The following is a 24,458-nucleotide window of genomic DNA, read 5'->3' on the forward strand; positions in this document are numbered from 1 at the left end:
CCGGTCCGGCACCTTATGTCGCGGCCGCGCGCGTCAGCGCTGACCCTGCGCTTCCATCAGGGCGCGCAGCAGTTTTTCCTCGGACATGTCGTCCTCGACAGGCTTGTCGGCCTCGGCCCCCATGAGAAGGGCCATCTGGTCCTCTTCGGGCTCGTCGACCTCGATCTGGGTCTGGTTTGCCTCGATCATGCGCTCGCGCAGATCGTCGGCCTGCTGCGTCTCGTCCGCGATCTCGCGGAGGGACACGACCGGGTTCTTGTCATTGTCGCGGTTGACCGTGACCGGAGAACCCGCCGTGATCTCGCGCGCACGATGGGCCGCCAGCATGACCAGTTCGAACCGGTTGGGAACCTTGTCGACGCAATCTTCGACGGTAACGCGGGCCATCGGCACACTCCTGTTTGTCAAGGACCTGAAATAGCAAGGCCTGCTGATGCCACGGGCGGTTGCGAATTACAAGCGGTCGATCTCAGCTATTCCGGCGCGCTGCGCCTGCGGCAAGGCATCGCGCATCTCCGTGACCGTCAGGCCGGTCACGGGATGGGTCCAGCCCGGCGCGATCTCGGCCAGGGGCACCAGCACGAAGCCGCGATCCTGCAGCCTCGGATGCGGCAGGACGAGCTCGGCGGGCGCCTCCCGGGCCTGCCGCTCCAGCGGCAGATCGCGCCACCGGACCTGTGACGCGACGTCAGGCCACACCTGCCCTCCCAGCGCCAACAGGTCGAGGTCGAGCGAACGCTCTCCCCACCGCTTCGAACGGGTCCGGCCGGCTTCTGCCTCGATGGCGTGGAGCGCCGCCAGCAGCTCAGGTGCGGCCCGCGTCGTCTCGAACGCGGCGCAGGCATTCACAAAATCAGCACCGATTCCAACGGGGTAGGCCGGAGTTTCGTAGAAGGCGCTAACGCGCAAGGTGTCGGGCAGGGCCAGATCGCGGGCGATCGCTTCGATCGCACGCGTGAGGGTGGCAATACGCCGGCTCCGCTCGATCGGCATGTTTGCGCCGAGGGCGACGAAAGCCGTTTCACGAACACCTGACATTTCGACACCTTGTTGCGAGCCGTGCGATTACCATATAGCGCAGTTCCGGTGCCTGATCACCTCGTCAAACCTCTTAAAGTGCGCCCGTTCGGCACCCAAGATCGACTGCGACCCCCAAGGACTTCTTAATGTTTTATCGCGACGAACGTCTTGCCCTCTTTATCGATGGATCGAACCTCTACGCTGCCGCCAAGGCGCTTGGGTTCGACATCGACTACAAGTTGCTGAGGCAGGAATTCATGCGGCGGGGCAAATTGCTGCGCGCCTTCTACTACACGGCCCTGCTCGAGAACGAGGAATACTCGCCGATTCGCCCTCTGGTCGACTGGCTGCACTACAACGGCTACACCATGGTCACGAAGCCCGCCAAGGAGTTCACCGATGCCGCGGGCCGGCGCAAGATCAAGGGCAACATGGATATCGAACTGACGGTGGACGCGATGGAGCTCGCCCCTCGGATCGATCACGTGGTGCTCTTCTCCGGCGACGGCGACTTCCGCCCGTTGGTCACATCGCTGCAACGGCAAGGCGTCCGGGTGTCCGTCGTCTCGACGGTCCGAAGCCAGCCGCCGATGATCGCAGACGAGCTGCGCCGCCAGTGCGACAATTTCATCGATCTCGAGGATCTTCGGGACGTGATCGGCCGCCCTCCGCGCGAACCGATGGACCGCGACCGGCAGGATACGGCCGACGCCTGACCCAGCGGGGGCCGACGGGCGTTGCGCCTGCCGTTCTGGTCCAAGCGCATCGGATGCGGCGCCCTTTCGGAGGGGCCCGACACTGGACCTTGCACGGCGGCACCCTTACCTTCAGGACAGCCTGATACCGGAGTTCCGATGACCCATTCCGCGCTCACCCTCTATCTTGCCGCGCCGCGCGGCTTCTGTGCGGGCGTCGATCGCGCGATCAAGATCGTCGAGATGGCACTCGACAAGTGGGGGGCGCCGGTCTTCGTGCGACATGAGATCGTGCACAACAAGTTCGTCGTGGACAGCCTGCGCGAGAAAGGTGCCGTTTTCGTCGAGACGCTGGACGACTGCCCCGACGACCGGCCCGTCATCTTCTCGGCCCACGGCGTCCCCAAGGCGGTGCCCGCGGCGGCGGCCAGGCGCGAGATGGTCTACGTCGACGCCACCTGCCCGCTCGTCAGCAAGGTCCATATCGAGGCCCAGCGCCACGCCGAGAACGGCCTGCAGATGATCATGATCGGCCATGCCGGCCACCCGGAGACGATCGGCACCATGGGTCAGCTTCCCGAAGGCGAGGTGCTTCTGGTGGAAACGCCCGATGACGTGGCCCGGGTCGAGGTGCGAGATCCCGAGCGCCTCGCCTTCGTGACCCAGACGACGCTCTCGGTCGACGACACCATCGACATCGTCGCCGCCCTCAAGGCCCGTTTCCCGGCCATCGTGGGGCCGCACAAGGAAGACATCTGCTACGCGACGACCAACCGGCAGGAGGCGGTCAAGGCGATGGCCCCCAAGTGCGACGCGATGCTGGTGGTGGGCGCGCCCAACTCGTCGAACTCCAAGCGCCTCGTCGAGGTCGGCGCGCGCGCAGGCTGCGCCTACAGCCAGCTCGTGCAGCGCGCCGCGGACATCGACTGGCGTGCGCTCGAGGGGATCTCGTCGATCGGGATCACCGCCGGCGCCTCGGCTCCCGAAGTGCTGATCGAAGAAGTCATCGACGCCTTCCGCGCGCGCTACGACGTCACGGTCGAACAGGTCGAAACCGCGGTCGAGACGGTCGAATTCAAGGTCCCCCGCGCCTTGCGCGAACCCGCCTGAGAGACCGCCCCGCGGCTTCTACCGGCTGCAGTCAACCGGGGTCCGGGGCAAAGCCCCGGGACATGCCCGATCCAGAACGGCCAGCTTGGCGGCAACCGCGCCAGGCAAGATGGAGGTGAAGACATGCACGGCATCCCCAAAGGTCCGCTTCTTCTTGGCCTCGCAGGTCTGCTGCCGTTCCTGTGGGGGGCCTTGACTGCCCTCCTTCCGGATCTGGGCGCATGGGCGAACGTCGCCCTCTCGGGGCGCTTCACCGCCCCCTTCGTGCAACTTTCCTACGGCTCCGTGATCCTGTCGTTCATGTCGGGTGTGCTCTGGGGCTTCGCCACGCGGCAGGGATCCTGGGTACCCTATGCTTTGTCCGTGATCCCCGCCCTGTGGGCCTTCTTCATGGTAGGCGGCGGGCCGACCTCGGCGGCGGTGAACCTCTGCGCGGGCTTCCTGGGCCTTCTGCTGCTCGACTGGCAGTTCGCGAAACAGGGCTGGGCCCCGGAGTGGTGGATGCGTCTTCGCGTGCTGCTCACGGGCGTGGTGGTCCTGTCCTACCTTCCGCTGATCCTCTGAAGGGTCCGGCTGGACAAATCCGCCCGCACGCCCGATGACCCTTCGCGAGCCCCCGACACGCGAAGGACCCATGCCATGCCAGACCTCTTTGCCTATACCGACGGCGCCTGTTCGGGGAACCCGGGGCCCGGCGGCTGGGGCTGCCTGCTCGTCGCCCGCAACGGCGACGCGGTGGTGAAGGAGAAAGAGCTCAAGGGCGGCCTGGCCAAGACCACGAACAACCAGATGGAGTTGATGGCCGCGATCTCGGCGCTGGAAAGCCTGTCGGGGCGCAGCACGATCACCATCGTGACCGACAGCTCGTACGTGAAGGACGGGATCACCTCCTGGATCCACGGCTGGAAGAAACGCGGCTGGAAGACGGCCGCCAAGAAGCCAGTCAAGAACGAGGATCTGTGGAAGCGCCTCGACGCCGCCACGCAGGCCCATGACGTGCGCTGGGAATGGGTCAAGGGACACGCGGGGCACCCCGAGAACGAGCGCGCCGACGAACTGGCCCGCGCCGGCATGGCGCCCTTCAAGCCGTGATCCCGGACGCCTTCGCGGACCTCTCCGTCCTGATGGCGGCCCTGGATTACGCCAGCGTCTTCGTCTTCGCGATCACCGGGGCGCTGGTCGCCAGTCGCGCGCAACTGGACATCGTGGGCTTCGTCTTCGTGGCCGCCCTTACCGCGGTGGGCGGGGGCACTCTGCGCGACGTGCTGCTGAACCGCGCGGCGGTCTTCTGGATCGCCGACCCCACCTACATCGCCGTCGCGGGCGCGGCTGCGATCCTGGTGTTCTTCACCGCGCACCGACTGGACAGTCGCAAGGCCGGGATCGTCTGGTTCGACGCGCTGGCCCTCGCCGTCGCAGTGCCCGCGGGAGTCGCCGTCGCCAGCGCGATGGACATGGACTGGCCCGTCGTGCTGGTCATGGGGGTCGCCACAGGTTGCTTTGGCGGCCTCGCCCGCGACGTGGTCTGCAACGAGGTGCCGCTGGTCCTGAAACAAGGCGAGCCCTACGTCACCTGCGCGCTGGCCGGGGCCATGGCCGCGGTGCTGACACAGGCCGCCGGGCTGTCGGGCGCCGTCCCGCTGGCCCTGTGCGGCACGGTGACCTTCGCCTTGCGCGCGAGCGGGATCGCGTGGCGCTGGCGGATACCGGTCTATCGCAGCCGCCCGCCGCGCGTATGAGGGGTGGCGGACAAGCCGCCATCGCGACGCAGCCGCGAGCAGAGTCGTCCCGTCAGACCCGCAAGACGATCTTGCCGATGTGATCGCCCGCTTCCATGCGGGCGTGGGCCTGCGCGGCATCCTCCAGGCTGAATTCCTGGTCCATCACGGGGCCGATCTTGCCTTCGGCCAACAAGGGCCAGGCGTGGCCCAGTAGCGCCTGCGCGATCTCGGCCTTGGCGGCATCGCTCTGCGGGCGCAGGGTGCTGCCGGTCAAAGTCAGCCGCTTGACCATCATCGGCGCGAAGTTCATCTCGGCCTTGGCGCCGCCCAGGAAGGCGATCTGTACCAGCCGTCCCTCGACGTTCAAGCAAGCCACGTTGCGCGGGATGTAATCCCCGCCCACCATGTCGAGAACGACGTCCGCCCCGCCTTCGGCCTTCACCACCTCCACGAAATCCTGTGTCTTGTAGTTGATGCAGACATCCGCGCCGAGGTCACGGCAGACCGAAAGCTTGTCTTCAGACCCCGCCGTCACGATGACCTTCGACCCGAAGGCCTTGGCCATCTGGATCGCCGTGGTCCCGATCCCGGAAGACCCGCCGTGGCACAGCAAGGTCTCTCCCTTGCGCAGGGCCCCGCGGTCGAAGACGTTGGTCCAGACGGTGAAGTAGGTCTCCGGCAGGCAGGCGGCTTCGCGCAGTCCCATGCCTTCGGGCACTGGCAGGCAATGGGCCGCGGGGGTTGCCACGTATTCCGCGTACCCGCCGCCCGGCAGCAGCGCGCAGACCGCGTCGCCCACGGCCAGATCCGTCACCCCCTCGCCCACCGCATGGACGGTGCCGGAGGCCTCCAGCCCCGGCAGGTCGGAGGCCTCTTTCGGCGGGTCGTAGGCCCCCGCGCGCTGCAGTGCGTCGGGACGGTTCACGCCGGCGTAGGCCACCTTGAGGACCACCTGTCCGGGCCCCGGTTCTGGCACCGGCCGGTCGCAGATCTTCAGGACCTCGGGACCGCCGGGCTTGCTGATCTCGACCGCCCTCATTTCGGCGCTCCGGGCCGCCACATGCCGGGGACGTCCATGTCGGGCGTTTGTCGGGGCGGCTTGATCATCTCGCCCAGCTTGCCCAGAGGCACAGTGAGGGGCTTGAGCAGCGGGTTGCCGCGCAGGGCGGATTTCGCCCACTCGATCTGCATCACCTCGTCGATCCGGCGGTCGATGAAGGCGGTGGTCTGGACCGTTCCTTCCGACTGATCGCCCAGCCAGTAGAGGATCACCGCGCTCCAGACGCCGGACAGCGTGGCGCGCTTGGTGTACCAGTTCACGTCCGCCGAGGTATCGCCCAACGCCGTCCAGATCGCATCCGCCGTGCCCCACATCAGCTTGGCCCCGTCGGCGGCCAGATGCGGCAGGGAGAACAGCGTCATACCGCGGCGCACGGCCTCGCGGTCCTCGATCACGTCGAGACGCAAGCGCAGGGCCCGTGCCACCTTGTCACGGAAGCGCAGCGTCGAGAGATCCTCGGCCCGCAACGCCTCGACCATCGCGCGGTCGCCCTGCTGGTGGAACAGGATCGCAAGATCCGTGGCACCCCGCGGACACAAGGACCGCGCCCGTACCTCGGGCACGTCTGTCGCGGCGACGGCGGCCTTGAACGACGTCTCGGACCAGCCGTCGAAGGCCACCTGCGGCACGATAGCGTCGAGCAGGGTCAGTTTGTCGGGGTCGGGGGTCATGGGGATGCCTTTCGTCGCGGGGCCTGGCTTTACAAGCTAGGCTGGAACGGCTATGGGACCACCTCCTGCAACTTATTGCAAATCCGACTAGAAAGGTGGTGAAAACCACATGCAGGTTAGTGTTCGTGACAACAACGTCGATCAGGCGCTTCGTGCTTTGAAGAAGAAGCTTCAGCGTGAAGGCGTGTTTCGGGAAATGAAGCTCAAGCAGCATTTCGAGAAGCCCTCCGTCAAGAAAGCGCGCGAGAAGGCCGAGGCGATCCGCCGTCAGCGCAAGCTGGCGCGCAAAAAGGCCCAACGCGAAGGGTTGCTTTAAACCGTTCTCGACACAGTGAAGAAACCCCTGCCCGGCCTCGGGCGGGGGTTTTTCGTGTCGAACTTCCGGTAGACAGGCGACCGGACATCCTTAGGCTGAACCAAGGAAAAAACGATCGAAAGGGCACGCAATGGCGACCAAATGCGCGCGATGCCCGCTGCGGCGGCTCGAGATGTTCGTGCCGATGTCCCCCGAAGAGGTCCGCGTCATGGACCGATTCAAGGTCGGGGAACTGACTGTGGATGCCGGAACGCCAATTCTTCAGGAAGGATCGAATGCCCTGCAGCTCTTTACCGTCCTGCGCGGCATCGGCATCCGCTACAAGACCACCGAAAGCGGCCGGCGACAGGTCATTAATTTCGTCTTTCCCGGTGATTTTCTGGGGCTCCAAGGCAGCGTCCGCGAGGAGATGACCCATTCCATCGAAGCGCGATCGAAAATGACGCTTTGCGTCTTCAACCGCTCCGAACTCTTCGGCTTCATCAAGAACAACCCGGAACGCGCCTATGATATCATCTGGGCCTGCGCGACCGAGGAGCACTTCCTGGGCGAGGCGCTGACGACCCTTGGGCAACGCACCGCCATGGAATCGGTCGCCTGGGCGGTGCTCCGTCTGTTCGAACGCGCCGAAGGACTGGGGCTGGTCGAGAACGCCACGGTGGAATTGCCCTTGCGCCAGCAGGATCTGGCCGATGCGCTGGGTTTGTCCCTGGTGCATACCAACAAGACCTTGAGCAAGCTGCGCGAGCGGCAGTTCATCGGCTGGACCGACGGGCACATCACCGTTCCCGACACCGCGAAATTGGCCGACGTTGCCGGGGTCGAGGTCGAAGCCGCACAACCCCGCCCGCTGATGTAGTCAGCCCGCCGCCAGGTAGGCGCCAAGCTCGGCCTCCCCGGCGCGCAGTCCCGCGACCGAGCCTGTCTTGTCCAACCGCTTGAACAGTCGGTTTCTTTCCGCGTCGGAGAGTTCCGCAAGCTCGATGACGGCGGGATGGATGTAGCTGTTGCGCGCCACGGTGGCAGTGTTGTTCAACCGTGCGGCGGCGGCTTCCGCCATGGTCTTGATCGTCAGCGTCTCTGCCTCGCGTGCGGCACGGTAGGCCGCAACGGTTCCGGTCCAGGTGCGCAAGGTCTTAGCCGTCACCTGCGGACCGCAGAGGTCTTTCAGAACATCGTTGATATGCTCAGAGCGGATCGCATGGGACGCGCCCGCGTCGTCCTGCCACGAGACGACCTCCGCCCCGGGCAGATCCTGGCAATCTTCCAATATCGCAGCCAGGCGCGGGGCGTAGATCTCGCGCTCTACCCGCTTGCCGCTCTTGCCGGTGAAATCCAGCGCGATCGACCCGCCCGTCACGGTGACATGCTCCTGCAGCAGGGTCGTCGCACCATAGCTTCCGTTGTCCTGCGTGTAGCTTTCATGGCCCACGCGCAGCGCCGCCCGGTCGATCAGCGCCAAGGTGGCGGCGAGGGCCACGTCGAAGCTTCCCGCCTCGCCGCGCAACCGGGTTTCGATCCAGCGGCGCAAGCGGGGCAAGGTCGCGACAAGGTCCGCAAGGCGGTCGAACTTCAACTGCGCATGCAATCGCGTCCAATCGTCGTGGTAGCGATATTGCTTGCGTTCGCGCTCATCCAGACCGGTGGCCTGCAGATGCCCCTGCACCATCGGAGAGATCCAGACATCCGCATAGGCCGGCGGAATTCCCAGCGCCTCGATCCGGTCGCGTTCGGGACCCCGCTCGATCCGGGTGCCATCGGGACCCGTGTACGAAAACCCCCGCCCCGCGCGCCTGCGAGCGATGCCCGGTTCGCTGTCGGGATAATAGACCAACCCGTGGCCCTTGGGGATGTCCGTAAAGCTCATCAGGCCTTTTCGACCTCGGTGCTGGACTTGAAGACCTCGTCACCGTCTTCCTGTTCGATACGCAGCGACGGCTCGTCCTCGGAGGCATCGCGTGTCACCTCGTTGCCGTCGATCTTGAGCGTGCGCTTCTGGGTATAGACCTTCTTGACGGTGCCGGTCCCGGTTCCGTTGCCCCAGTTCCACTTGACCTTGTCGCCTTCGGAAAACTTCGCCATGTCGTTCGCTCCTGTTCAATGTGATCGAGGAACGCGAGCCGGATTTGTCCGGTTCCGGACACAGACTGCGACAAAGTGGGGAGGGGGGCGACCGGATCGAAGTTGCTCGGGGAGGGACCCGATCCGGCCGCTGGCAGAATGCGCGGGGACAAGCGCGTTCTTGCAATGCCAACGACGGCGACCGCCGGAGGTTCCCCCAAAAATTGCAAAAAGTACCATCATCGGACGGAAAAGCGATCTCGTCGCCTCACTCGGCGGAATTTGGCGCAAGACAGGGAACCCAAAAACCTTGGCCGCGTTCGAAATGTCATGGATTACGCTGAATTGACCGGGACGCTGTACGGCACGCTCGAGACCTACGCGACCGGATTTATCCGCGCCCTCCCCCGGATAGGGCTGGCGCTGCTGCTGATCCTGATGATCTGGGCAATCGTGCTGCTGGTGCGGGCCGGCATCCGCAAGGTCGGTCGCCGCGTGCATCTTCGGCAGAACCTGATCGACGTCTTCGTGCTCGTGGCCGTCACCGCGATCTGGCTGATCGGCACGCTGATCGCCCTGGCCGTCGTCTTTCCGTCGATCACGCCCGGCAAGGCGCTGACGACGCTGGGATTGGGATCGGTGGCGATCGGCTTTGCCTTCAAGGACACCTTCGAAAACTTCCTCGCCGGGATCCTGATCCTGCTGCGAGAGCCCTTCAGCATCGGCGACTACATCGAGGTCGATGGCCACGAAGGCCAGATCGAGGATATCACCATCCGCGACAGCCGCGTGCGGATGACGGATGGACAGCTGATCGTGATGCCGAACCACACGCTGTTCTCGAACCCCGTGACGGTGCGCACCAACCGCGGCCTGCGGCGCACGACCGTCATTTGCGGCGTCGCCTACGACGAGGACGTCGACGAGGCGCGCGACGTCATCACCGAGGCCGTCAAGGCCGTCGAATCGGTGCGCGACGACGTGAAGGACGTGCAGATCTTCGCGCAAGCCTTCGGTGCGTCCTCGATCGATTTCGAGGTGACGTGGTGGACCGGCTCGAAGCCCGTGGACATCCGCCGCAGCCGCGATCAGGTCGTGGGTGCGGTCAAGCGCGCGCTCGACGACGCAGGCATCGAGATCCCGTTCACCTACCAGACGCTCACGTTCAAGGAACCCCTGCAGATCGAGCGGGCGGGCCGGGACGACGACCAGGGCGCGGCAGGCCCGACCGAAGACGACACCTGACGTGGCTGTCTTCAACAGCCGCGCCTTCGTCAAGAAGATCATCCTGGACGTCAAGGCCAGCTACTGGTTCGTACCCTCGACCTTCGTCGTGACGGCACTGATCCTCGCCGAGCTCTTGATCTGGCTGGACCACAACCCCGACCTCATCCCCTTCCCCCTGCCCAAAAGCTGGGTCGACCAGCAAGGCGACGGGGCGCGCCAGACCCTGGCCACCATCGCATCGACCGTGATCGGGGTGGCGGGTGTCCTGTTTTCGATGACGCTCGTCGCGGTCAGTTTCGCGGCGGGCAACTTCGGGCCGCGGCTGATCGGGAACTTCATGCGCGACCGGTCCACGCAGGTCAGCTTCGGGATGCTTCTGGCGACCTTCACCTTCGCGATCTTCGTGCTGCGCGCGATGCAGGGGGCCGTGGACGAACAGGCCCCCTTCGTGCCGCAATACGCGCTTCTGATGGCGATGATCCTGACGGTCCTGTCGGTCTTCACCATGATCTACTACGTCCACCACGTGCCCGAAACGATCAACGTCTCGAACATCGCCTCAGACCTGGGCCACCGGTTCAGCCGGGACATACGCGGCCTGATCGAGATGCGCGAGACCATGGTGGTGGAACAGCCCGTCGCGCGCACCCGCGCGGTCACAACCGAAATCCGTCTCAACGACGCGGGCTACATCCAGCAGATGGATCTCGACACGCTCTTCGATCGCGCGCGTGAGAACGACTGGCTGATCGAGATCCACCACGCGCCCGGAACCTTCGTCAGCCCGCAGGTGGCGATGATGACCGTGCAATCCGACGCGGACCTGACCGACCGCCAGCGCGACACCCTGCGCGGGGCCGTCGCCACCGGCAACGCCCGGACCGAGGAGCAGGCGACGCCATTCCTGGGCGACCAGATGACCGAAATGGTGGCCCGTGCCCTGTCGCCCGGGTTCAACGATCCGTTCACGGCGATGAACTGCCTGAACTGGCTGCACGCGGGGCTTCTGGAAGCGATCGAATATCGCGGCGGGTTGAAACCGATGGAAACGCCGCGCGTGGCCATCCACTATACCGATTTCAACGATCTGCTGGACCCTTACGAGAACTGCATTCCCTACACGATCACCGACCGTATGACGCGGATCCGGCATCTGGACCTGACCCGATCCCTGATCCGTCACGCCGGGCCAGACCACCCCCAGGCGGAGCGGTTGCGGCGGCTGGCCAAGTCGCTCGACCAGCCGGAGGAAGAGGTCAGGCTGTTTTAAGCGCCGCCTGCGGATCCAGCGTCTCCAGTCCCAGCGCCTGACCCACCGCGGCATAGGTCACGCGGCCCGCGTGGACGTTGAGACCCGCCAGCAGATGCGGATCCTCGGCGCAGGCCTGTCGCCAGCCCTTGTCCGCCAGCGCCAGCATGAAAGGCATCGTGGCGTTGCCGAGCGCGATGGTGCTGGTGCGTGCAACGGCCCCCGGCATGTTAGCCACGCAGTAATGCATGATGCCGTCGACCTCGTAGATCGGATCCTGGTGGGTGGTCGCGCGCGACGTCTCGAAGCAGCCCCCCTGGTCGATGGCGACATCCACCAGCACCGCACCGGGCTTCAGCTCCGACAGTTGCGCGCGAGAGATCAGCTTGGGGGCCGCCGCTCCGGGGACCAGCACCGCGCCGATGATCATGTCGGCCTGGGCTGCCAGTTCCGCCGTGTTGCCCGCACTGGCGAAACCGGTCTTGAAGGCCCCGCCGAAGACATCGTCGAGGTAACGCAGCCGGGGCAGTGACCGGTCGAGGACAGTGACATCCGCTCCCATGCCGGCGGCGATCCGGGCCGCTTGCGTGCCCACCACGCCCCCGCCGATCACGGCGATGCGGGCGGGACTGACCCCGGGCACGCCCCCCATAAGCACGCCGCGGCCGCCGTTGGCCTTCTGCAGCGTCCAGGCCCCCACCTGCGGCGCCAACCGGCCCGCGACCTCGGACATCGGTGCCAGCAACGGCAGGCCGCCGACCCGGTCGGTGACGGTCTCGTAGGCGATGCAGGTCGCGCCCGAGTCGATCAGATCGCGCGTCTGCTCGGGATCGGGGGCAAGATGAAGGTAGGTGAAGAGGATCTGACCCTCCCGCAGCATCGCTCGCTCGACCGCTTGCGGTTCCTTGACCTTCACGATCATGTCGGCAGCGGCAAAGATTTCCGCCGCCGTCTCGGCGATCCGGGCCCCCGCGGCAACGTAGTCGGCATCGACGAAGCCTGCGCCGACGCCGGCACCCGCCTCGATCGTCACTTCGTGGCCGTGCAGAATCGCCTCGCGCGCGGCGTTGGGCGTCAGGCCGACGCGGAATTCCTGCGGTTTGATCTCTTTCGGGCAGCCGATATGCATGGTCAATCCTCCGGTATGCGTTTCACTCAGCTTGCCACGCGCCTTGCGGCGGATCTTGGATCACTTTACGACCGAGAGCGGAAACACCGGGAAATTTAACCGGTGTTATGCCAATTTTCGGGAGGATTTTGCGCATGTCCGAGATTGATGCAACAGACCGCAGGCTTCTGGCTGTCCTGCAACGCGCCGGACGGATGACGAATGGGGAGCTGGCGGAGGCGGTGAACCTGTCCGCCTCGGCCTGTCATCGCAGGGTGCAACGGATGGAGCGGGCGGGCGTCATTTCCGGCTACGTCGCGCGGTTGAACGCGAAGGCGCTGGGCCTGTCGACCGTGGTGTTCGTGGAGATCACCCTCTCCGGTCAGGCCGACGAGCTTCTGGATGCATTCGAACGGGCCGTGTCCCGCATTCCGGACGTTCTGGAATGTCACCTGATGGCCGGCACGGCGGATTATCTGTTGAAGGTCGTCGCGCGGGATACAGAGGATTTCGCGCGCATACACCGACAGCACCTGGCCCGCCTTCCAGGCGTGGCGCAGATGCAGTCGAGCTTCGCTTTGCGGACGGTCAGGGCGGGATCCGCCCTGCCCGTCTGAAGCTTACACCATCAAGGTGTCGGTCGAGGAGAAGAACATCGCCTGCGCCACGGCACTTCTGACCTGTTCTTCTGTGTAGGGCTTGGCGATGAGGAAGGCAGGTTCCGGTTTGTCACCGGTCAACAGCCGTTCGGGGAAGGCCGTGATGAAGATGACTGGAATGTCGCCGAAGGCTCCCAGCAGCTCGTTCACCGCGTCGATCCCTGACGAATTGTCGGCCAGCTGGATGTCCGCCAAGATAAGGTCCGGCTTTTCCGCCGTGCCCAGCTTGATGGCACCTTCATGGGTGCGCGCGATACCGGTGACCTTGTGGCCCATGTCCGAGACGAGCGCCTCGAGGTCCATGGCGATGATCGCCTCGTCCTCGATGATCAGGATCCGGCCGGAGACGCTGTCGGCCAATTCGCGGTGTGCCACGTCCACGAGGTGAGACACCTCGGTTTCCTCGATCGACATGATGTCGGCGATCTCGGGGTAGGAGAATTCCTCGATCGTGTGCAGCAGGAGCGCTTCGCGGGTGTTGGCGGTCAGCTTGGCGAGGTGTCGCTGCGCGGCCCCTTCGATGCCGATGGCGGATTCACCGGGTTCAGAGACATCGGTGCTCGACCACATCATGTGCAACGTCTTGAACAACGCCGATTTCGGAGAAATCTCCGTGTCGAAAATGGTACGGTCTTCCAGGATCGCTTCGAGCGTTGCGGCGGCATAGGCATCCCCGCTGGCCTGAGAGCCGGTGAGCGCACGCGCATATCGCCGCAGATAGGGAAGATATGTCCCGATTGCGGTCGTCATGTCTTGGTTGGCAGAAGTGCTTGCCATATGAGTTTGTCCCGTATTGTTCCCCATCTCGGGAACCCAACCCCGTATCACGCGTTTGGGTTCCTTAAAGATTGTGTCCAAACACAGGTAATGACAGGCCCCTGAATGTCCAACGATACCCCTAGCGAAAAGGCGCGTCAGCAGATCGACGCCAATCTTCGCCGCGTCTTCCAAGCTCAGGAGCAGGCCGAATTGCCGGACCGCCTGAAGGCGTTGCTGGACGATCTCAAGGCGCAGGACACCGCGGCCGACGGCACTCCGAACGATGGTGCCAACGAATGAACGGCGATCCGCGTGACGAATTGGTCGAACATCTGCCGGCGCTCCGGGCCTTCGCCATCTCGTTGACCCGCAACGGTGCGACGGCCGACGACATGGTGCAGGACACCGTGGTGAAGGCCTGGACCAACATCGAGAAGTTCGAGCCCGGCACCAACATGCGCGCCTGGCTCTTCACGATCCTGCGCAACACCTTCTATTCCAGCCGCCGGAAGGCCAAGCGCGAAGTGGCCGACGTCGACGGCATCTTCACCGAAAGCATGGCCGAAAAGCCCGCCCATGACGGGCATTTGCAGATGACCGACTTCAAGACCGCCTTCGCCAAGCTGCCCGACGAGCAGCGAGAGACCCTGATCCTCGTCGGCGCTTCCGGCTTCTCCTACGAGGAGGCCGCCGCGATGTGCAATGTCGCCGTGGGCACCATCAAGAGCCGCGCGAACCGCGGCCGCAAGAAGCTTGCGGAACTGATGAACCTCGATGCCGACGGCCCCGTTGAGTTGACCGACAAGGCGACGGTCGCCGTTGTCAGCAACAACGGCAATTCAGCATTTTAATGTCCGGCGCCGGTCCCGAGAGGCAGGAGTCGTTCGGGTTCCTCGAAGGACTTCCGTTCCGGGTCGTGGCCTTCTTGTCGCTGGCGCTTTTGCCTATCGGCCTTCTGGCCATGTGGCAGACCAAGAACCTCGACGACAACCTGCGCGCCCGCACCGAACTCAGCCTGGTGGCGCTCACCGAGCTGGCCGCCAGCGGTGAACGCCGGGCGCTCCAGAACGCCATAGGGTCCGCCCAGTCGGAAGCCGCCATGCTGCCGCGGGACCTCATGGACGAGGGGACCTGCAGGACCATGTTCACGAACCTGGTCGACATCAGTCCGAACTACAGTTTCGTCGGCTTCGTACCGCTCGAGGGCGATATCACCTGTTCATCGGCCGACCGCCCGATCGAGGTCGAAACGATAGATTCCCGCATTCTGGGCTTGCGCGACTCGTCGGAGCGATCCTTCCTGCGCGCGGACAGCCAATTGATGCCCGGCGTGGAAGTGGCGGTCCTGCTCTACCCCGTAATCCCGGACGAGGACGTCATCGGCCAGATCGCCGTGGCGATACCGCTTGCGGAACTGGAGGCCGAGCGGGACATGGACCTGGACCGGGCCCCCCTCTCGATGGTCATCTACAACCGTGACGGCGACCTCGTCATGAGCCAGGGCGAGGCGCTGTCGACCGCGACGCTGGACATGCTGGCGAGGCGGGTGACGCCCGAAACGACCTTCTCCAGCCAGCGGCGTGTCCTGCGGGGGACAAATGCGGACGGCCAAGAGCGCTTGCTCACCACCTCGACGGTCGTGCCCGGACTGGCCTATGCCGTGGCGAGCTGGCCCCCCCTGGGCGGCGCGCTCGGCGGGGACCGGACGGCCCTGCCTTCGACCTTCCTGCCGGTGCTGATGTGGTTCGCGAGCCTTTTCGTGGCTTACTTCGCCGTCCACAGACTGGTCGTCGGTCCGATCAAGGACCTTCGCCGACGCATGCGCGAGTTCGCGGCCGATCGGTCGCTGAAGGAAAGCAAATCTGCCGTCCAGTTACCGCGCGAGCTTTACGAGCTGGATCGCACCTTCGTCGACATGGCCTACGACCTGCTCGACGACGAAGCCCGCATGGAAGACGCCCTGCGCGAGAAGAATTTGCTTTTGAAGGAAATTCACCACCGGGTGAAGAACAACCTCCAGATGATCTCGTCGATCATCAACATGCAGATCCGCGCGACCGGCGAATCCACAGCAAAGGAAACCTTGATCCGGCTGCACGCACGCGTTCTGAACCTCGCGACGGTCCACCGTTTCCTTTACCAGGCCGACGACTTCGGACGGATCGATATCTGTTCGCTGGTCGAGGATCTGTGCGGCAGCCTCTTCGACAGCTTGCGCGCCGATTTTCCACAGGCCCAGACGCATGTCGCCTGCGACGACTTCGGCCTCGTGCCCGATCAGGCGATTCCGCTGGCACTTTTCATCGGGGAAGTCGTCTCGCAGGTCCACCGCAGTCAGCCCAAGGACAGCCACGACTTGTCCATGGCCGTCGATCTGCGGACGATCGAGGACGGCGTCGCAAGGCTGCAAATCGTCAGCCCCTACCGCAGCGAGGACGACGGTTCTGTCGATGCGGACATCAATCGCCAGCTCAAGCGCGCCTTCGCCCTGCAGCTTGGCAGCACGATCGAACGGTCCACGACTGACGACGGCCAGCGGCTCATCGGCCTGACGTTCGAGATCACATCCGCCTTGCCAGAGACCAAGGACTACTGAGCCGCATTTGGCAGGGCTGTGTCAAATTCGCAAAGTATGCGTAGTTTTATGAATTTAGGTCGGAACCTTCCCCTACTACCGCGGTTGGACTCGCGAAGTTCAAGAGGCTGAACAATGACTATTGATGTCCTGATCGTATCCATCTGCGCCGTCGCACTCACGGCTGCGTTGATCCATTTCCTGACCCGTCCGACCGAACGTCGGGTCCACCGGTTAAGCCGGCAGCACCCGACGGCGCGCACCGACCGCCGCGGCTGACGCCCCAAGACTGCCCGCTCTGAACCGGGTGACGTGATGTTCAGCCAATGCGAAAGGGTTCTCCGCACCGGGGAACCCTTTCGCGTTGGCGACATGAACCGATTCAGGGCTTCAGGCGATCGCGGATCTCGATCAGCACGTCCAGCTGCGACGGGCCGGTCTGGACCTCCGGGGCGACGTCGTCGGGTTTTTCTGCCGCGGCCTTCAAACGGTTGACGGTCTTGACCAGCAAGAAGACCACGACGGAGATGATCAGGAAGTTAATGCAAGCGGTCACGAAGGCACCGTAGGCGAAGATCGCGGCCCCGGCCTCCCGCGCGGCGTCGAGCCCCACGCCCTCCGGCACCTCGCCGGACAGGACCACGTACATCGAGGTGAAGTCGATCCCGCCCAGGATCAGCCCGATCACCGGATTGATCAGATCACCGACGAGCGAGTTCACGATCGCGGTGAAGGCCGCGCCGATGATGATCCCGACCGCCAGGTCCATGACGTTGCCCTTGGCGATGAAGTCCTTGAATTCCTGCAGCATCATTTCCTCCGCATTTCGATTGACGGGGGCTATAGCAAGCCCGCGCGAACGCGGTCAAAGCCGATTGCGACCCGGGGGGTCGATGATGGCCGCGTCGAAACTAGGTCGTGCACAAATATCACAACAGGAGCGCCCCATGGCCGACCTTTCCGCATTTCCGATCACCCAGCGTTGGGCCCCGAACAAGCCCGACGTCATCCAGCTTTACGCCTTTCCGACGCCCAATGGGGTCAAGGCCTCAATCGCGCTCGAGGAGATGGGACTGGATTACGAACCGCACCTCGTGAAGCTGTCGGATGACAACGTGAAATCGGACGCCTTCACCTCGCTCAACCCCAACGGCAAGATCCCGGCGATCATCGACCCCAACGGACCCGATGGTCCGATCGGCCTGTGGGAATCCGGCGCGATCCTGATCTACCTGGCCGAAAAGTCCGGCAAGCTGCAGGGCAGCACCGCGACCGAGCGGGCGCATGTGATCCAGTGGCTCATGTTCCAGATGGGCGGCGTCGGCCCCATGTTCGGGCAGCTTGGCTTCTTCTACAAATTCGCAGGCTCCGAGATCGAGGATCCCCGCCCCCGACAGCGTTACGTCGACGAAGCCAAACGCCTGCTGGGCGTGGTCGAAGGAGTGCTGGCCGATCGCGAATGGATCGCGGGCGATTTTTCCATCGCGGACATCGCTTTGGCGCCCTGGCTGAACGCGCTCGACTTCTACGGCGCGAAGGAGGTCACGGGCTATACAGACCTGACCCACGTTCCCGCCTACGTCGACCGGTTCTACGCCCGGCCCGCCGTGCAGAAGGCCAAGCGCATCCCCGATCCGGACGCCTAGCCGCGCAGACGGCCGCCGGTCGCCTTGGTGACCTTGGCCACGATCTGCTCCGAGACGGCCTCGATCTGTTTGTCGGTCAGGGTCGCCTCGGTCGGTTGCAGGCGCACGGTGATCGCGAGCGATTTCGCGTCCTCACCCAGCGCGCCGCCCAGGAACTCGTCGAAGAGGCGCACATCCGCGATCAGCGCCTTGTCGGCCCCCGCCGCGGCGTTCATCAGGGTCTGCGCATCAACGCCTGTGTCGACCACGAAGGCGAAGTCGCGCTCTACCGCCTGCAGGTCGGGCGCGACCAGCGCAGGCCGCGTGTTCGTCTTGGCGCGCGGCATCGGCACTTCCGCCGGGAACAGGGTGAACGCCACCGCAGGCCCCTTCACGTCCAGCGCCGACAGAATCTTCGGGTGCAGCTCTCCGAAAATGCCGAGGGTCTTCTTCGGGCCAAGGCAGATGCGGCCGTGGCGGCCCGGGTGAAACCAGTCGGGACCGTCGCGCAGGATCATCGTCTTAGCGGGGGCGCCGATGGCGGCCAACAGAGCCTCCGCATCGGCCTTGGCATCGAAGGTATCGACCGGGCGCGAAGCACCGTGCGTGTCTTTCGGACCGGTCCGCCCGATCAGGATGCCCGTGACGCTGGGGGCCTGGTCGCCGGGCTCGCCACCGTGGAAGACGTCGCCCACCTCGAACAGCGCCATGTCCATGATACCGCGCGCCTGGTTGCGTGCCGCAGCCTGCAGCAGGCCGGGCAGAAGCGCGGGCCGCATGTGCGACATCTCCGACGAGATCGGGTTTTCCAGCCGCGTCGCCTCGCCGCCGCCGCCGAACAGCGCGGCGGCGGCCGCATCGATGAAGCTGTAGGTCACGCATTCGTTGTAGCCCAGCGCCGCCGCCGTGCGGCGGGCCGCCTGCGCGCGCTGCTGACCGGGCGTCAGGACGGGCTTCGGCACGCCGGGCTGACTGCGCGGCAACGGCGTGCCCTGCAACTTGGTGAGCGATGCGATGCGGGCCACCTCTTCGACCAGATCGGCAGAGCCTTGCACGTCGGGCCGCCAGCTTGGCACGTGGGCTTGGTCGCCTTCCATCCGGAAGCCGAGATCGGTGAGCGTCTGGCGCTGGGTGTCCGCCGCGATCTCCATCCCGACGAGGCTGACGACACGATCGGTGTCCAGCGTGTAGCTGCGCGCCGTGTCGGGAACCTCCCCCGCCACCACCATGTCGGAGGCGCTCCCGCCCGCGACATCCGTAATCATCGCGCAGGCGTGGTCCAGCCCTTCGGGCGTGAGCGCAGGGTCGACGCCCCGCTCGAACCGGTAGCGCGCGTCCGAGTTGATCTTGAGCGCGCGTCCCGCGTAGGCGATCTGCACCGGATCCCAGTAGGCGCTTTCGACGAAGACACGGGTGGTCGTCTCGGTACAGCCGGTGGCCGCGCCGCCCATGATGCCGGCGATGCTGACCGGCCCGTTGTCGTCAGAGATTACGATCTGCCCTTCGCGCAAGGTGTAGGTCTTGTCGTCGAGAGCCACGATCTCTTCGCCGCCCGCGGCCCGGTGAACCCGCAGATCGCCCGCCACCTTGTCCGCGTCGAAGACATGCAGGGGGCGGTTCAGATCGTAGGTGAAGAAATTCGTAACATCGACCAGGAACGAGATCGGGCGCAGGCCCACGGATTTCAGCCGCTGCTGCAGCCATTCGGGGCTGAGGCCGTTGGTCACGCCTTCGATCAGGCGTCCGCAGAAGACGGGGCAGCCGTCGCGCGTGTCCTCGTCGATGCGCACTGTCATGGCGGGCGCACCGGTGCCGGCGACCTCTGGCGTCGCAAGGGGCTTGAGCGTTCCGATCCCGCGGGCGGCCAGGTCGCGGGCCACGCCGCGGACGCCCAGCGCGTCGGGGCGGTTGGGGGTGATCGCGATCTCGATCACCGGGTCGATGCGAGACGGTTCGTGTTCGGCGAGCCAGTCCGCGAAGCTTTGCCCGACCTCGCCCGAGGGCAGCTCGATGATCCCGTCGTGTTCCTCGGACAGCTCCAACTCACGCTCGGAGGCCATCATGCCGAAGCTTTCGATGCCGCGGATCTTGCCCACGCCGATGGTGGTGTCGATGCCGGGGACGTAGACGCCCGGATGGGCGACGACCACGGTGATCCCCTCCCGCGCGTTGGGCGCGCCGCAGATGATCTGCTGCAGACCATCCTTCGTGCGCACCTGGCAGACCCGCAGCTTGTCGGCGTCGGGATGCTTTTCGGCACTTTCGACGTGGCCGATGGTGAAGGGGCGAAGCGCCTCGGCGGGGTTCTCGATGCCTTCGACCTCGAGCCCGAGATCGGTCAGCGTCTCGGCGATCATGTCGACCGAGGCGTCGGTGTCGAGGTGCGTCTTCAGCCAGGACAGAGAGAATTTCACGGGCCGCGTCCCTTGGGTTCGTTCAAGCTGTCGCTGTCCTAGCGCAAAGCCGCGCGGGGCGAAAGCGGGGTTTAGGTCGCTGACCATTGGCTACGAGCCGGATGCCACGGACCCCTACGGATGCCGATCGTCTACTCCATCGCGGGCCTTTTGCCTTTTGCAATGATGATCCTGCCGACGCTGTTCCGGGTAGTGCGGCTGACGGGGAAATTGGGCAGGAACCCTGATCTTGTCGGCCTCGTTCGTGGCGCCGCTTCTACCCGCGCACGGGCAGATCGGTGTATCCCACCGCCTGTATAATGGCGTTGACCGCGGGCTGTGCGCTTTCTGGTGTGAGGACGCCTTGATCGGCATTGACCCTGGTCGTCGCCAAAAGGCGAAAGGGTCAGCGCGCTGCACATGGAGATGCGCTGAAACGGATCCCACGCGCTGGCCAGCGGCGCGATCCGGTCAGGCTGGCTGCTGGTCGTCATGCGGCTGTTCCAACGCGAAGGCTCAGTGCCGCACGGGGGTATTGGGCGGGCAACCGTGCGGGCGCCCGCCCGGCACGTCTTACAGCTTGTTCATGCTGGGCTCGGCCATCACCATCGTGGGCTGCTGGGTCGCCATCGGCGCCATCGGTTCGGGTTGGCTGCTGCAGGCCGCGAGAGCGGAAAGGGCAGCCAGGGTCAGTACGATCTTTTTCATGTCAGGTCCTTTTGGGCGGGTGCCGTCAGTTGACGACGGTGTTGCCCAGAGTTGCGGTTTCAGCGGAAGCGCCGCTGGGCGTCATCGTGGCGTTCGCGTTGCCGTTCATCGCCATGCCGCCATCGCAGGCAACGAGCGTCAGAAAAGCAAGGGCTGTCAGGATCGGTTTCATCTTGGTCCTCCGGTTGTGTGGCATTGAGGTATCGCGCAAAGGGCGTTCGTCACGCGTTTGCACGCAAAAAGGCCCCGGTGTCTCCACCGGGGCCTTCGTGTCGTGTCGGAAAGGTCGCGCTTATTCGGCGTCTTCCTTCTCGATCTCCTTGCCGGTCTCCTGGTCGACCATCTTCATGGCCAGGCGCACCTTGCCGCGATCGTCGAAGCCCAACAGCTTGACCCAGACCTCCTGTCCTTCTTTCAGGACGTCGGAGGGGTGGTTCAAACGGCGGTTCTCGATCTGGGAGACGTGGACCAGACCGTCGCGCTTGCCGAAGAAGTTCACGAAGGCGCCGAAGTCGACCAGTTTGACGACCGTCCCCTTGTAGACCTTGCCCTCTTCGGGTTCGGCCACGATCGAGTGGATCATGTCGTAGGCCTTCTTGATGGCCTCCTGATCGTTCGAGGCCAGCTTGATCACGCCGTCGTCGTTGATGTCGACCTTGGCACCCGAGACCTCGACGATCTCGCGGATGACCTTGCCGCCCGAGCCGATCACTTCACGGATCTTGTCGGTGGGGATCTGCATGGTTTCGATCTTCGGCGCGTGAACGCTGAATTCGGCGGCCCCGGTCAGGGCCTTGCCCATTTCGCCCAGGATGTGAAGACGGCCCTGCTTGGCCTGCTCCAGCGCGTTCTTCATGATCTCGGGCGTGATGCCGGCGATCTTGATGTCCATCTGCAGGGACGTGATCCCGTTCTCGGTACCAGCGACCTTGAAGTCCATGTCGCCCAGGTGATCCTCGTCGCCCAGGATGTCGGACAGGATGGCGTAGTCGCCGTCGTCTTCCATCACGAGGCCCATCGCCACACCGGCCACCGCGGATTTCAGCGGAACGCCTGCGTCCATCATCGACAGCGACCCACCGCACACCGAAGCCATCGACGACGAGCCGTTGGATTCGGTGATCTCGGACACGATGCGGATCGTGTAGGGGAAGTCGGTCGGCGCGGGCAGGACAGCCTGCAGCGCACGCCAAGCCAGTTTGCCGTGACCGATCTCACGACGGCCCGGAGGGCCAACGCGGCCCGCTTCACCGACCGAATAAGGCGGGAAGTTGTAGTGCAGCATGAAGTTCGACTTGTACATGCCGGTCAGCGCGTCGATCATCTGCTCGTCGTCGCCGGTGCCCAGCGTCGTGACCACGAGGCCCTGCGTCTCGCCCCGCGTGAACAGCGCGGACCCGTGGGTCCGGGGCAGGATGCCGACCTCGGAGACGATGTCGCGGATCTCGTCGAGCTTGCGACCGTCGATGCGGCGGCCGTTCTTGACCACGTCCCCGCGCAGCACGGTCGATTCCAGCTTCTTCAGCGCGGGGCCAAGGTTCGGATCTTCCTGCTGATCTTCGCTCAGCCCGTCGATGATCGACTGCTTGGCGGCGGCCACGGCCGAGGTCCGCTCCTGCTTGTCGGTGATCGCGTAGGCGTCGCGCATGGCGCTCTCGCCCGCGGATTTCACGGCAGCGTAAAGGTCGTCGTAGTTCGGCGGCGTGAAGTCGAAGGGCTCTTTCGCGCACTCTTCGGCAAGGTCGATGATCAAGTCGATCACCGGCTGGATCTGCTCGTGCGCGAAGGTCACGGCGCCCAGCATCTCGTCCTCGGTCAGCTCGTAGGCCTCGGATTCGACCATCATCACGGCGTCCTTGGTGCCCGCGACGACGAGGTCGAGCCGCTGCTCGGGATTCATGCGCAGGTTGTGCATGTCGTCGATTTCGGGGTTCAGGACGTAGTCACCGTCGACGAAGCCCACGCGGCAACCCGCGATCGGCCCCATGAAGGGCGCACCGGAGATCGTCAGCGCGGCAGAAGCCGCGATCATCGCGACCATGTCGGGGTCGTTGACCATGTCGTGGCTCAGGACGGTGCACATCACAAGCACTTCGTTCTTGAAGCCGGGCACGAAGAGCGGTCGGATCGGACGGTCGATCAGGCGCGCGGTCAGCGTCTCCTTCTCGGTCGGACGGGCCTCGCGCTTGAAGAAACCGCCGGGGACCTTGCCCGCGGCGTAGTATTTTTCCTGGTAGTGCACGGTCAGCGGGAAAAAGTCTTGGCCGGGCTTGGGCTTCTTGGCGAAGGTCACGTTGGCCATGACGGAGGTCTCGCCCAGCGTGGCGATCACCGATCCGTCGGCCTGGCGGGCGACCTTGCCGGTTTCCAGCGTGAGCGTCTCTTCGCCCCACTGCATGGATTTCTTGAATTCTTTGAACATCTTACGTCTTTCATATGGGCCAGTCTCGGCGGTCCGAGTGCCCGTTGATTGGCGGCCCCATTGCCGCCGACCCCTTGTCCTTTGCACAGCGCCGGGGTCGTCACGCTACGTCTCAGATGATGCGGCCTTATCCGAAAATACGGGCTTTGGAAAGGGTCGCACGCCTGGGGCGGATCGGCGCATCCGCCGTGCAGGGCACGGCTCCGAAGCCGCCTCGACCAGTCGCCGTCGCGGGCTTGCCGCTGTGACGTCAGGTGGACCCCATTGGGGTGTCTATGCCACGCAGGCTGCCGCCAATCGAGACGAGAGTCAGGCTCCGCAAACGGGCATGAGACTGAAACGGAAAAGGCCCGCCGGACGAGCCGGCGGGCCTTTTGAATTGAGCGAGATCTGGTCGATCAGATGTCGTTGCCCATCTTGCCCTTGACAGATCCCGCCACGTCCTGGGCGTCGCCCTTCGCTTGTTGGGCCTGGCCCTCTGCTTCGAGGTCGGGATCGTTGTTGTTCTTGCCGACGGCTTCCTTGACGGATCCTGCGGCCTTGTTGCCGGCAGCCTTGGCTTTGTCAGTCATTTCACCCATGGAGAACACTCCTTCGCTGTGTACCGCGGTTCCGGAAATCGGAAACCTGCGCGTCTGGATGAACAACTTGCGGACAGTGGGAATGTTCCGTCAGCCGAACGCGAAACGCCCGCCGGAGGACCGACGGGCGTTCACGAATTCGTAAGGCGGGCTGACTTAACGACGGATGCCCAGGCGCTTGATGAGGTCCTGGTAGCGGGCCTCTTCCTTGCCCTTGAGGTAGTCCAGCAGCTTGCGCCGCTGCGCGACCATCATCAAAAGGCCACGGCGACCGTGGTTGTCCTTCTTGTGGGTCTTGAAATGCTCGGTCAGGGTGCTGATTCGGCTGGTCAGGATCGCGACCTGGACCTCGGGCGAACCGGTGTCGCCTTCCTTGGTCGCGTATTCCTTCATGAGGCGGGCTTTTTCGTCTGGCGTGATCGACATCGGGGTCTCCTGTGAAAAAGGGTGAATGGCGCGATCCGGGATGTCGTCCAGAAAGGCCCGTGGAGGTAGAGA

At 64.7% G+C, this 24,458-nt stretch carries 29 protein-coding genes; 14 read left to right on the forward strand and 15 right to left on the reverse strand.

What is annotated here, in order from left to right:
- Positions 1–33: 33 nt before the first annotated feature.
- Positions 34–387: a DNA-directed RNA polymerase subunit omega gene (gene rpoZ / locus EU805_RS00520; RefSeq protein WP_129761993.1), complete on the reverse strand. Its 354-nt coding sequence runs from the start codon at positions 385–387 to the stop codon at positions 34–36.
- Between the two features lie 66 nt (positions 388–453).
- Positions 454–1,038 carry a 2-amino-4-hydroxy-6-hydroxymethyldihydropteridine diphosphokinase gene (folK, locus tag EU805_RS00525; RefSeq protein ID WP_129761994.1) on the reverse strand — a complete coding sequence of 195 codons (585 nt, stop codon included), beginning with the start codon at positions 1,036–1,038 and terminating at the stop codon, positions 454–456.
- Between the two features lie 128 nt (positions 1,039–1,166).
- On the opposite strand from folK, the gene EU805_RS00530 reads away from it, so the two are divergent.
- The 5 genes from EU805_RS00530 (at position 1,167) to EU805_RS00550 (ending at position 4,564) form a co-directional block, all read left to right on the forward strand.
- Entirely contained in the window at positions 1,167–1,736 is a 570-nt protein-coding gene (locus tag EU805_RS00530) for an NYN domain-containing protein (protein WP_129761995.1), read from the forward strand.
- A 138-nt stretch (positions 1,737–1,874) separates the two neighbouring features.
- Positions 1,875–2,825, forward strand: coding sequence for a 4-hydroxy-3-methylbut-2-enyl diphosphate reductase (gene ispH / locus EU805_RS00535; protein WP_129761996.1), 951 nt, complete (start codon positions 1,875–1,877; stop codon positions 2,823–2,825).
- A 123-nt stretch (positions 2,826–2,948) separates the two neighbouring features.
- Entirely contained in the window at positions 2,949–3,389 is a 441-nt protein-coding gene (locus EU805_RS00540; protein ID WP_129761997.1) for a DUF3429 domain-containing protein, read from the forward strand.
- A 75-nt stretch (positions 3,390–3,464) separates the two neighbouring features.
- Positions 3,465–3,917, forward strand: a complete 453-nt coding sequence (gene rnhA, locus EU805_RS00545) for a ribonuclease HI (RefSeq protein ID WP_129761998.1) — start codon at positions 3,465–3,467, stop codon at positions 3,915–3,917.
- Between the two features lie 32 nt (positions 3,918–3,949).
- Positions 3,950–4,564 (forward strand): trimeric intracellular cation channel family protein, encoded by a 615-nt coding sequence (locus EU805_RS00550; RefSeq protein ID WP_129762693.1) that lies wholly within the window; start codon positions 3,950–3,952, stop codon positions 4,562–4,564.
- Between the two features lie 52 nt (positions 4,565–4,616).
- On the opposite strand, the gene EU805_RS00555 is transcribed toward EU805_RS00550, so the two are convergent.
- Together EU805_RS00555 and EU805_RS00560 are read right to left on the reverse strand one after the other, a co-directional pair.
- Entirely contained in the window at positions 4,617–5,585 is a 969-nt protein-coding gene (locus tag EU805_RS00555; protein WP_129761999.1) for an NAD(P)H-quinone oxidoreductase, read from the reverse strand.
- On the reverse strand, positions 5,582–6,277 hold the full coding sequence (locus tag EU805_RS00560) for a COQ9 family protein (protein ID WP_129762000.1): 696 nt from the start codon (positions 6,275–6,277) through the stop codon (positions 5,582–5,584). Before EU805_RS00560 ends, EU805_RS00555 begins: the two co-directional genes overlap by 4 nt.
- Positions 6,278–6,386: 109 nt before the next feature.
- Between EU805_RS00560 and rpsU the strand changes: the two genes are divergently transcribed.
- Both rpsU and EU805_RS00570 read left to right on the forward strand, forming a co-directional pair.
- Positions 6,387–6,593, forward strand: coding sequence for a 30S ribosomal protein S21 (gene rpsU, locus EU805_RS00565; RefSeq protein ID WP_056030482.1), 207 nt, complete (start codon positions 6,387–6,389; stop codon positions 6,591–6,593).
- A gap of 130 nt (positions 6,594–6,723) precedes the next feature.
- Entirely contained in the window at positions 6,724–7,452 is a 729-nt protein-coding gene (locus tag EU805_RS00570; RefSeq protein ID WP_129762001.1) for a Crp/Fnr family transcriptional regulator, read from the forward strand.
- Here EU805_RS00570 and EU805_RS00575 read toward each other — a convergent pair whose 3' ends face one another.
- Complete coding sequence (locus EU805_RS00575; RefSeq protein WP_129762002.1) at positions 7,453–8,460, reverse strand: DNA topoisomerase IB; 1,008 nt, start codon at positions 8,458–8,460, stop codon at positions 7,453–7,455.
- Positions 8,460–8,675, reverse strand: coding sequence for a DUF2945 domain-containing protein (locus EU805_RS00580; protein ID WP_129762003.1), 216 nt, complete (start codon positions 8,673–8,675; stop codon positions 8,460–8,462). Before EU805_RS00580 ends, EU805_RS00575 begins: the two co-directional genes overlap by 1 nt.
- A 309-nt stretch (positions 8,676–8,984) precedes the next feature.
- Between EU805_RS00580 and EU805_RS00585 the strand changes: the two genes are divergently transcribed.
- The gene (locus EU805_RS00585; protein WP_207208045.1) at positions 8,985–9,899 is read left to right on the forward strand and encodes a mechanosensitive ion channel family protein; all 915 of its coding nucleotides are present in this window, start codon (positions 8,985–8,987) and stop codon (positions 9,897–9,899) included.
- 1 nt (position 9,900) lies between these two features.
- Positions 9,901–11,151, forward strand: a complete 1,251-nt coding sequence (locus EU805_RS00590; protein ID WP_165351853.1) for a DUF2254 domain-containing protein — start codon at positions 9,901–9,903, stop codon at positions 11,149–11,151.
- Here EU805_RS00590 and ald read toward each other — a convergent pair.
- Entirely contained in the window at positions 11,138–12,259 is a 1,122-nt protein-coding gene (ald, locus tag EU805_RS00595; RefSeq protein ID WP_129762005.1) for an alanine dehydrogenase, read from the reverse strand. The two genes, EU805_RS00590 and ald, sit on opposite strands and share 14 nt — an antisense overlap.
- Positions 12,260–12,393: 134 nt before the next feature.
- Between ald and EU805_RS00600 the strand changes: the two genes are divergently transcribed.
- Entirely contained in the window at positions 12,394–12,855 is a 462-nt protein-coding gene (locus EU805_RS00600; protein WP_129762006.1) for an Lrp/AsnC family transcriptional regulator, read from the forward strand.
- Positions 12,856–12,858: 3 nt separating this feature from the next.
- Here the strand turns inward: EU805_RS00600 and EU805_RS00605 are convergent, their stop codons facing one another.
- A complete protein-coding gene (locus tag EU805_RS00605) occupies positions 12,859–13,674 on the reverse strand; it encodes a response regulator (protein ID WP_129762007.1) in 816 nt (271 codons plus the stop codon).
- Between the two features lie 105 nt (positions 13,675–13,779).
- Here EU805_RS00605 and EU805_RS00610 point away from each other — a divergent pair, with 105 nt between their 5' ends.
- The 3 genes from EU805_RS00610 to EU805_RS00620 are packed head-to-tail and all read left to right on the forward strand — an operon-like array spanning position 13,780 to position 16,252.
- Positions 13,780–13,956: a NepR family anti-sigma factor gene (locus tag EU805_RS00610; protein ID WP_129762008.1), complete on the forward strand. Its 177-nt coding sequence runs from the start codon at positions 13,780–13,782 to the stop codon at positions 13,954–13,956.
- Positions 13,953–14,507 carry an RNA polymerase sigma factor gene (locus tag EU805_RS00615; RefSeq protein ID WP_129762009.1) on the forward strand — a complete coding sequence of 185 codons (555 nt, stop codon included), beginning with the start codon at positions 13,953–13,955 and terminating at the stop codon, positions 14,505–14,507. Before EU805_RS00610 ends, EU805_RS00615 begins: the two co-directional genes overlap by 4 nt.
- The gene (locus tag EU805_RS00620; RefSeq protein WP_129762010.1) at positions 14,507–16,252 is read left to right on the forward strand and encodes a sensor histidine kinase; all 1,746 of its coding nucleotides are present in this window, start codon (positions 14,507–14,509) and stop codon (positions 16,250–16,252) included. The genes EU805_RS00615 and EU805_RS00620 overlap by 1 nt, the downstream gene beginning before the upstream one ends.
- 361 nt (positions 16,253–16,613) lie before the next feature.
- Here EU805_RS00620 and mscL read toward each other — a convergent pair whose 3' ends face one another.
- The gene (gene mscL, locus EU805_RS00625) at positions 16,614–17,042 is read right to left on the reverse strand and encodes a large conductance mechanosensitive channel protein MscL (RefSeq protein ID WP_129762695.1); all 429 of its coding nucleotides are present in this window, start codon (positions 17,040–17,042) and stop codon (positions 16,614–16,616) included.
- Between the two features lie 136 nt (positions 17,043–17,178).
- Here mscL and EU805_RS00630 point away from each other — a divergent pair, with 136 nt between their 5' ends.
- Complete coding sequence (locus EU805_RS00630; protein WP_129762011.1) at positions 17,179–17,877, forward strand: glutathione S-transferase family protein; 699 nt, start codon at positions 17,179–17,181, stop codon at positions 17,875–17,877.
- Here EU805_RS00630 and pheT read toward each other — a convergent pair.
- The 6 genes from pheT to rpsO all read right to left on the reverse strand — a co-directional run bounded on the left by pheT (position 17,874) and on the right by rpsO (position 24,386).
- A complete protein-coding gene (pheT, locus tag EU805_RS00635) occupies positions 17,874–20,270 on the reverse strand; it encodes a phenylalanine--tRNA ligase subunit beta (protein ID WP_129762012.1) in 2,397 nt (798 codons plus the stop codon). The two genes, EU805_RS00630 and pheT, sit on opposite strands and share 4 nt — an antisense overlap.
- 552 nt (positions 20,271–20,822) lie before the next feature.
- Positions 20,823–20,957, reverse strand: a complete 135-nt coding sequence (locus tag EU805_RS17805; RefSeq protein ID WP_255465822.1) for a hypothetical protein — start codon at positions 20,955–20,957, stop codon at positions 20,823–20,825.
- A gap of 25 nt (positions 20,958–20,982) precedes the next feature.
- On the reverse strand, positions 20,983–21,129 hold the full coding sequence (locus EU805_RS17345; RefSeq protein WP_165351854.1) for a hypothetical protein: 147 nt from the start codon (positions 21,127–21,129) through the stop codon (positions 20,983–20,985).
- Positions 21,130–21,249: 120 nt separating this feature from the next.
- On the reverse strand, positions 21,250–23,379 hold the full coding sequence (pnp, locus tag EU805_RS00640) for a polyribonucleotide nucleotidyltransferase (RefSeq protein WP_129762013.1): 2,130 nt from the start codon (positions 23,377–23,379) through the stop codon (positions 21,250–21,252).
- 398 nt (positions 23,380–23,777) lie between these two features.
- The gene (locus tag EU805_RS00645) at positions 23,778–24,026 is read right to left on the reverse strand and encodes a CsbD family protein (protein ID WP_242494015.1); all 249 of its coding nucleotides are present in this window, start codon (positions 24,024–24,026) and stop codon (positions 23,778–23,780) included.
- Positions 24,027–24,116: 90 nt separating this feature from the next.
- Positions 24,117–24,386 (reverse strand): 30S ribosomal protein S15, encoded by a 270-nt coding sequence (gene rpsO, locus EU805_RS00650; protein WP_129762014.1) that lies wholly within the window; start codon positions 24,384–24,386, stop codon positions 24,117–24,119.
- Positions 24,387–24,458: the final 72 nt, after the last annotated feature.

Source organism: Salipiger sp. IMCC34102 (assembly GCF_004145405.1).
Classification (GTDB): Bacteria; Pseudomonadota; Alphaproteobacteria; order Rhodobacterales; family Rhodobacteraceae; genus Loktanella.

What these genes read in the sequence shown, in the direction of transcription:
- ispH (WP_129761996.1), top strand. Translation starts at nt 1,875, where the DNA reads ATGACCCATTCCGCGCTCACCCTCTATCTTGCCGCGCCGCGCGGCTTC.
- EU805_RS00560 (WP_129762000.1), bottom strand. Translation starts at nt 6,277, where the DNA reads ATGACCCCCGACCCCGACAAACTGACCCTGCTCGACGCTATCGTGCCG.
- EU805_RS00555 (WP_129761999.1), bottom strand. Translation starts at nt 5,585, where the DNA reads ATGAGGGCGGTCGAGATCAGCAAGCCCGGCGGTCCCGAGGTCCTGAAG.
- EU805_RS00585 (WP_207208045.1), top strand. Translation starts at nt 8,985, where the DNA reads ATGGATTACGCTGAATTGACCGGGACGCTGTACGGCACGCTCGAGACC.
- rnhA (WP_129761998.1), top strand. Translation starts at nt 3,465, where the DNA reads ATGCCAGACCTCTTTGCCTATACCGACGGCGCCTGTTCGGGGAACCCG.
- EU805_RS00630 (WP_129762011.1), top strand. Translation starts at nt 17,179, where the DNA reads ATGGCCGACCTTTCCGCATTTCCGATCACCCAGCGTTGGGCCCCGAAC.
- EU805_RS00605 (WP_129762007.1), bottom strand. Translation starts at nt 13,674, where the DNA reads ATGGCAAGCACTTCTGCCAACCAAGACATGACGACCGCAATCGGGACA.
- EU805_RS00620 (WP_129762010.1), top strand. Translation starts at nt 14,507, where the DNA reads ATGTCCGGCGCCGGTCCCGAGAGGCAGGAGTCGTTCGGGTTCCTCGAA.
- EU805_RS17345 (WP_165351854.1), bottom strand. Translation starts at nt 21,129, where the DNA reads ATGAAACCGATCCTGACAGCCCTTGCTTTTCTGACGCTCGTTGCCTGC.
- EU805_RS00550 (WP_129762693.1), top strand. Translation starts at nt 3,950, where the DNA reads ATGGCGGCCCTGGATTACGCCAGCGTCTTCGTCTTCGCGATCACCGGG.
- EU805_RS00575 (WP_129762002.1), bottom strand. Translation starts at nt 8,460, where the DNA reads ATGAGCTTTACGGACATCCCCAAGGGCCACGGGTTGGTCTATTATCCC.
- EU805_RS00580 (WP_129762003.1), bottom strand. Translation starts at nt 8,675, where the DNA reads ATGGCGAAGTTTTCCGAAGGCGACAAGGTCAAGTGGAACTGGGGCAAC.
- EU805_RS00540 (WP_129761997.1), top strand. Translation starts at nt 2,949, where the DNA reads ATGCACGGCATCCCCAAAGGTCCGCTTCTTCTTGGCCTCGCAGGTCTG.
- rpsU (WP_056030482.1), top strand. Translation starts at nt 6,387, where the DNA reads ATGCAGGTTAGTGTTCGTGACAACAACGTCGATCAGGCGCTTCGTGCT.
- EU805_RS00530 (WP_129761995.1), top strand. Translation starts at nt 1,167, where the DNA reads ATGTTTTATCGCGACGAACGTCTTGCCCTCTTTATCGATGGATCGAAC.
- EU805_RS00600 (WP_129762006.1), top strand. Translation starts at nt 12,394, where the DNA reads ATGTCCGAGATTGATGCAACAGACCGCAGGCTTCTGGCTGTCCTGCAA.
- folK (WP_129761994.1), bottom strand. Translation starts at nt 1,038, where the DNA reads ATGTCAGGTGTTCGTGAAACGGCTTTCGTCGCCCTCGGCGCAAACATG.
- EU805_RS00570 (WP_129762001.1), top strand. Translation starts at nt 6,724, where the DNA reads ATGGCGACCAAATGCGCGCGATGCCCGCTGCGGCGGCTCGAGATGTTC.
- pnp (WP_129762013.1), bottom strand. Translation starts at nt 23,379, where the DNA reads ATGTTCAAAGAATTCAAGAAATCCATGCAGTGGGGCGAAGAGACGCTC.
- EU805_RS17805 (WP_255465822.1), bottom strand. Translation starts at nt 20,957, where the DNA reads ATGAAAAAGATCGTACTGACCCTGGCTGCCCTTTCCGCTCTCGCGGCC.
- EU805_RS00615 (WP_129762009.1), top strand. Translation starts at nt 13,953, where the DNA reads ATGAACGGCGATCCGCGTGACGAATTGGTCGAACATCTGCCGGCGCTC.
- rpoZ (WP_129761993.1), bottom strand. Translation starts at nt 387, where the DNA reads ATGGCCCGCGTTACCGTCGAAGATTGCGTCGACAAGGTTCCCAACCGG.
- ald (WP_129762005.1), bottom strand. Translation starts at nt 12,259, where the DNA reads ATGCATATCGGCTGCCCGAAAGAGATCAAACCGCAGGAATTCCGCGTC.
- EU805_RS00610 (WP_129762008.1), top strand. Translation starts at nt 13,780, where the DNA reads ATGTCCAACGATACCCCTAGCGAAAAGGCGCGTCAGCAGATCGACGCC.
- rpsO (WP_129762014.1), bottom strand. Translation starts at nt 24,386, where the DNA reads ATGTCGATCACGCCAGACGAAAAAGCCCGCCTCATGAAGGAATACGCG.
- mscL (WP_129762695.1), bottom strand. Translation starts at nt 17,042, where the DNA reads ATGCTGCAGGAATTCAAGGACTTCATCGCCAAGGGCAACGTCATGGAC.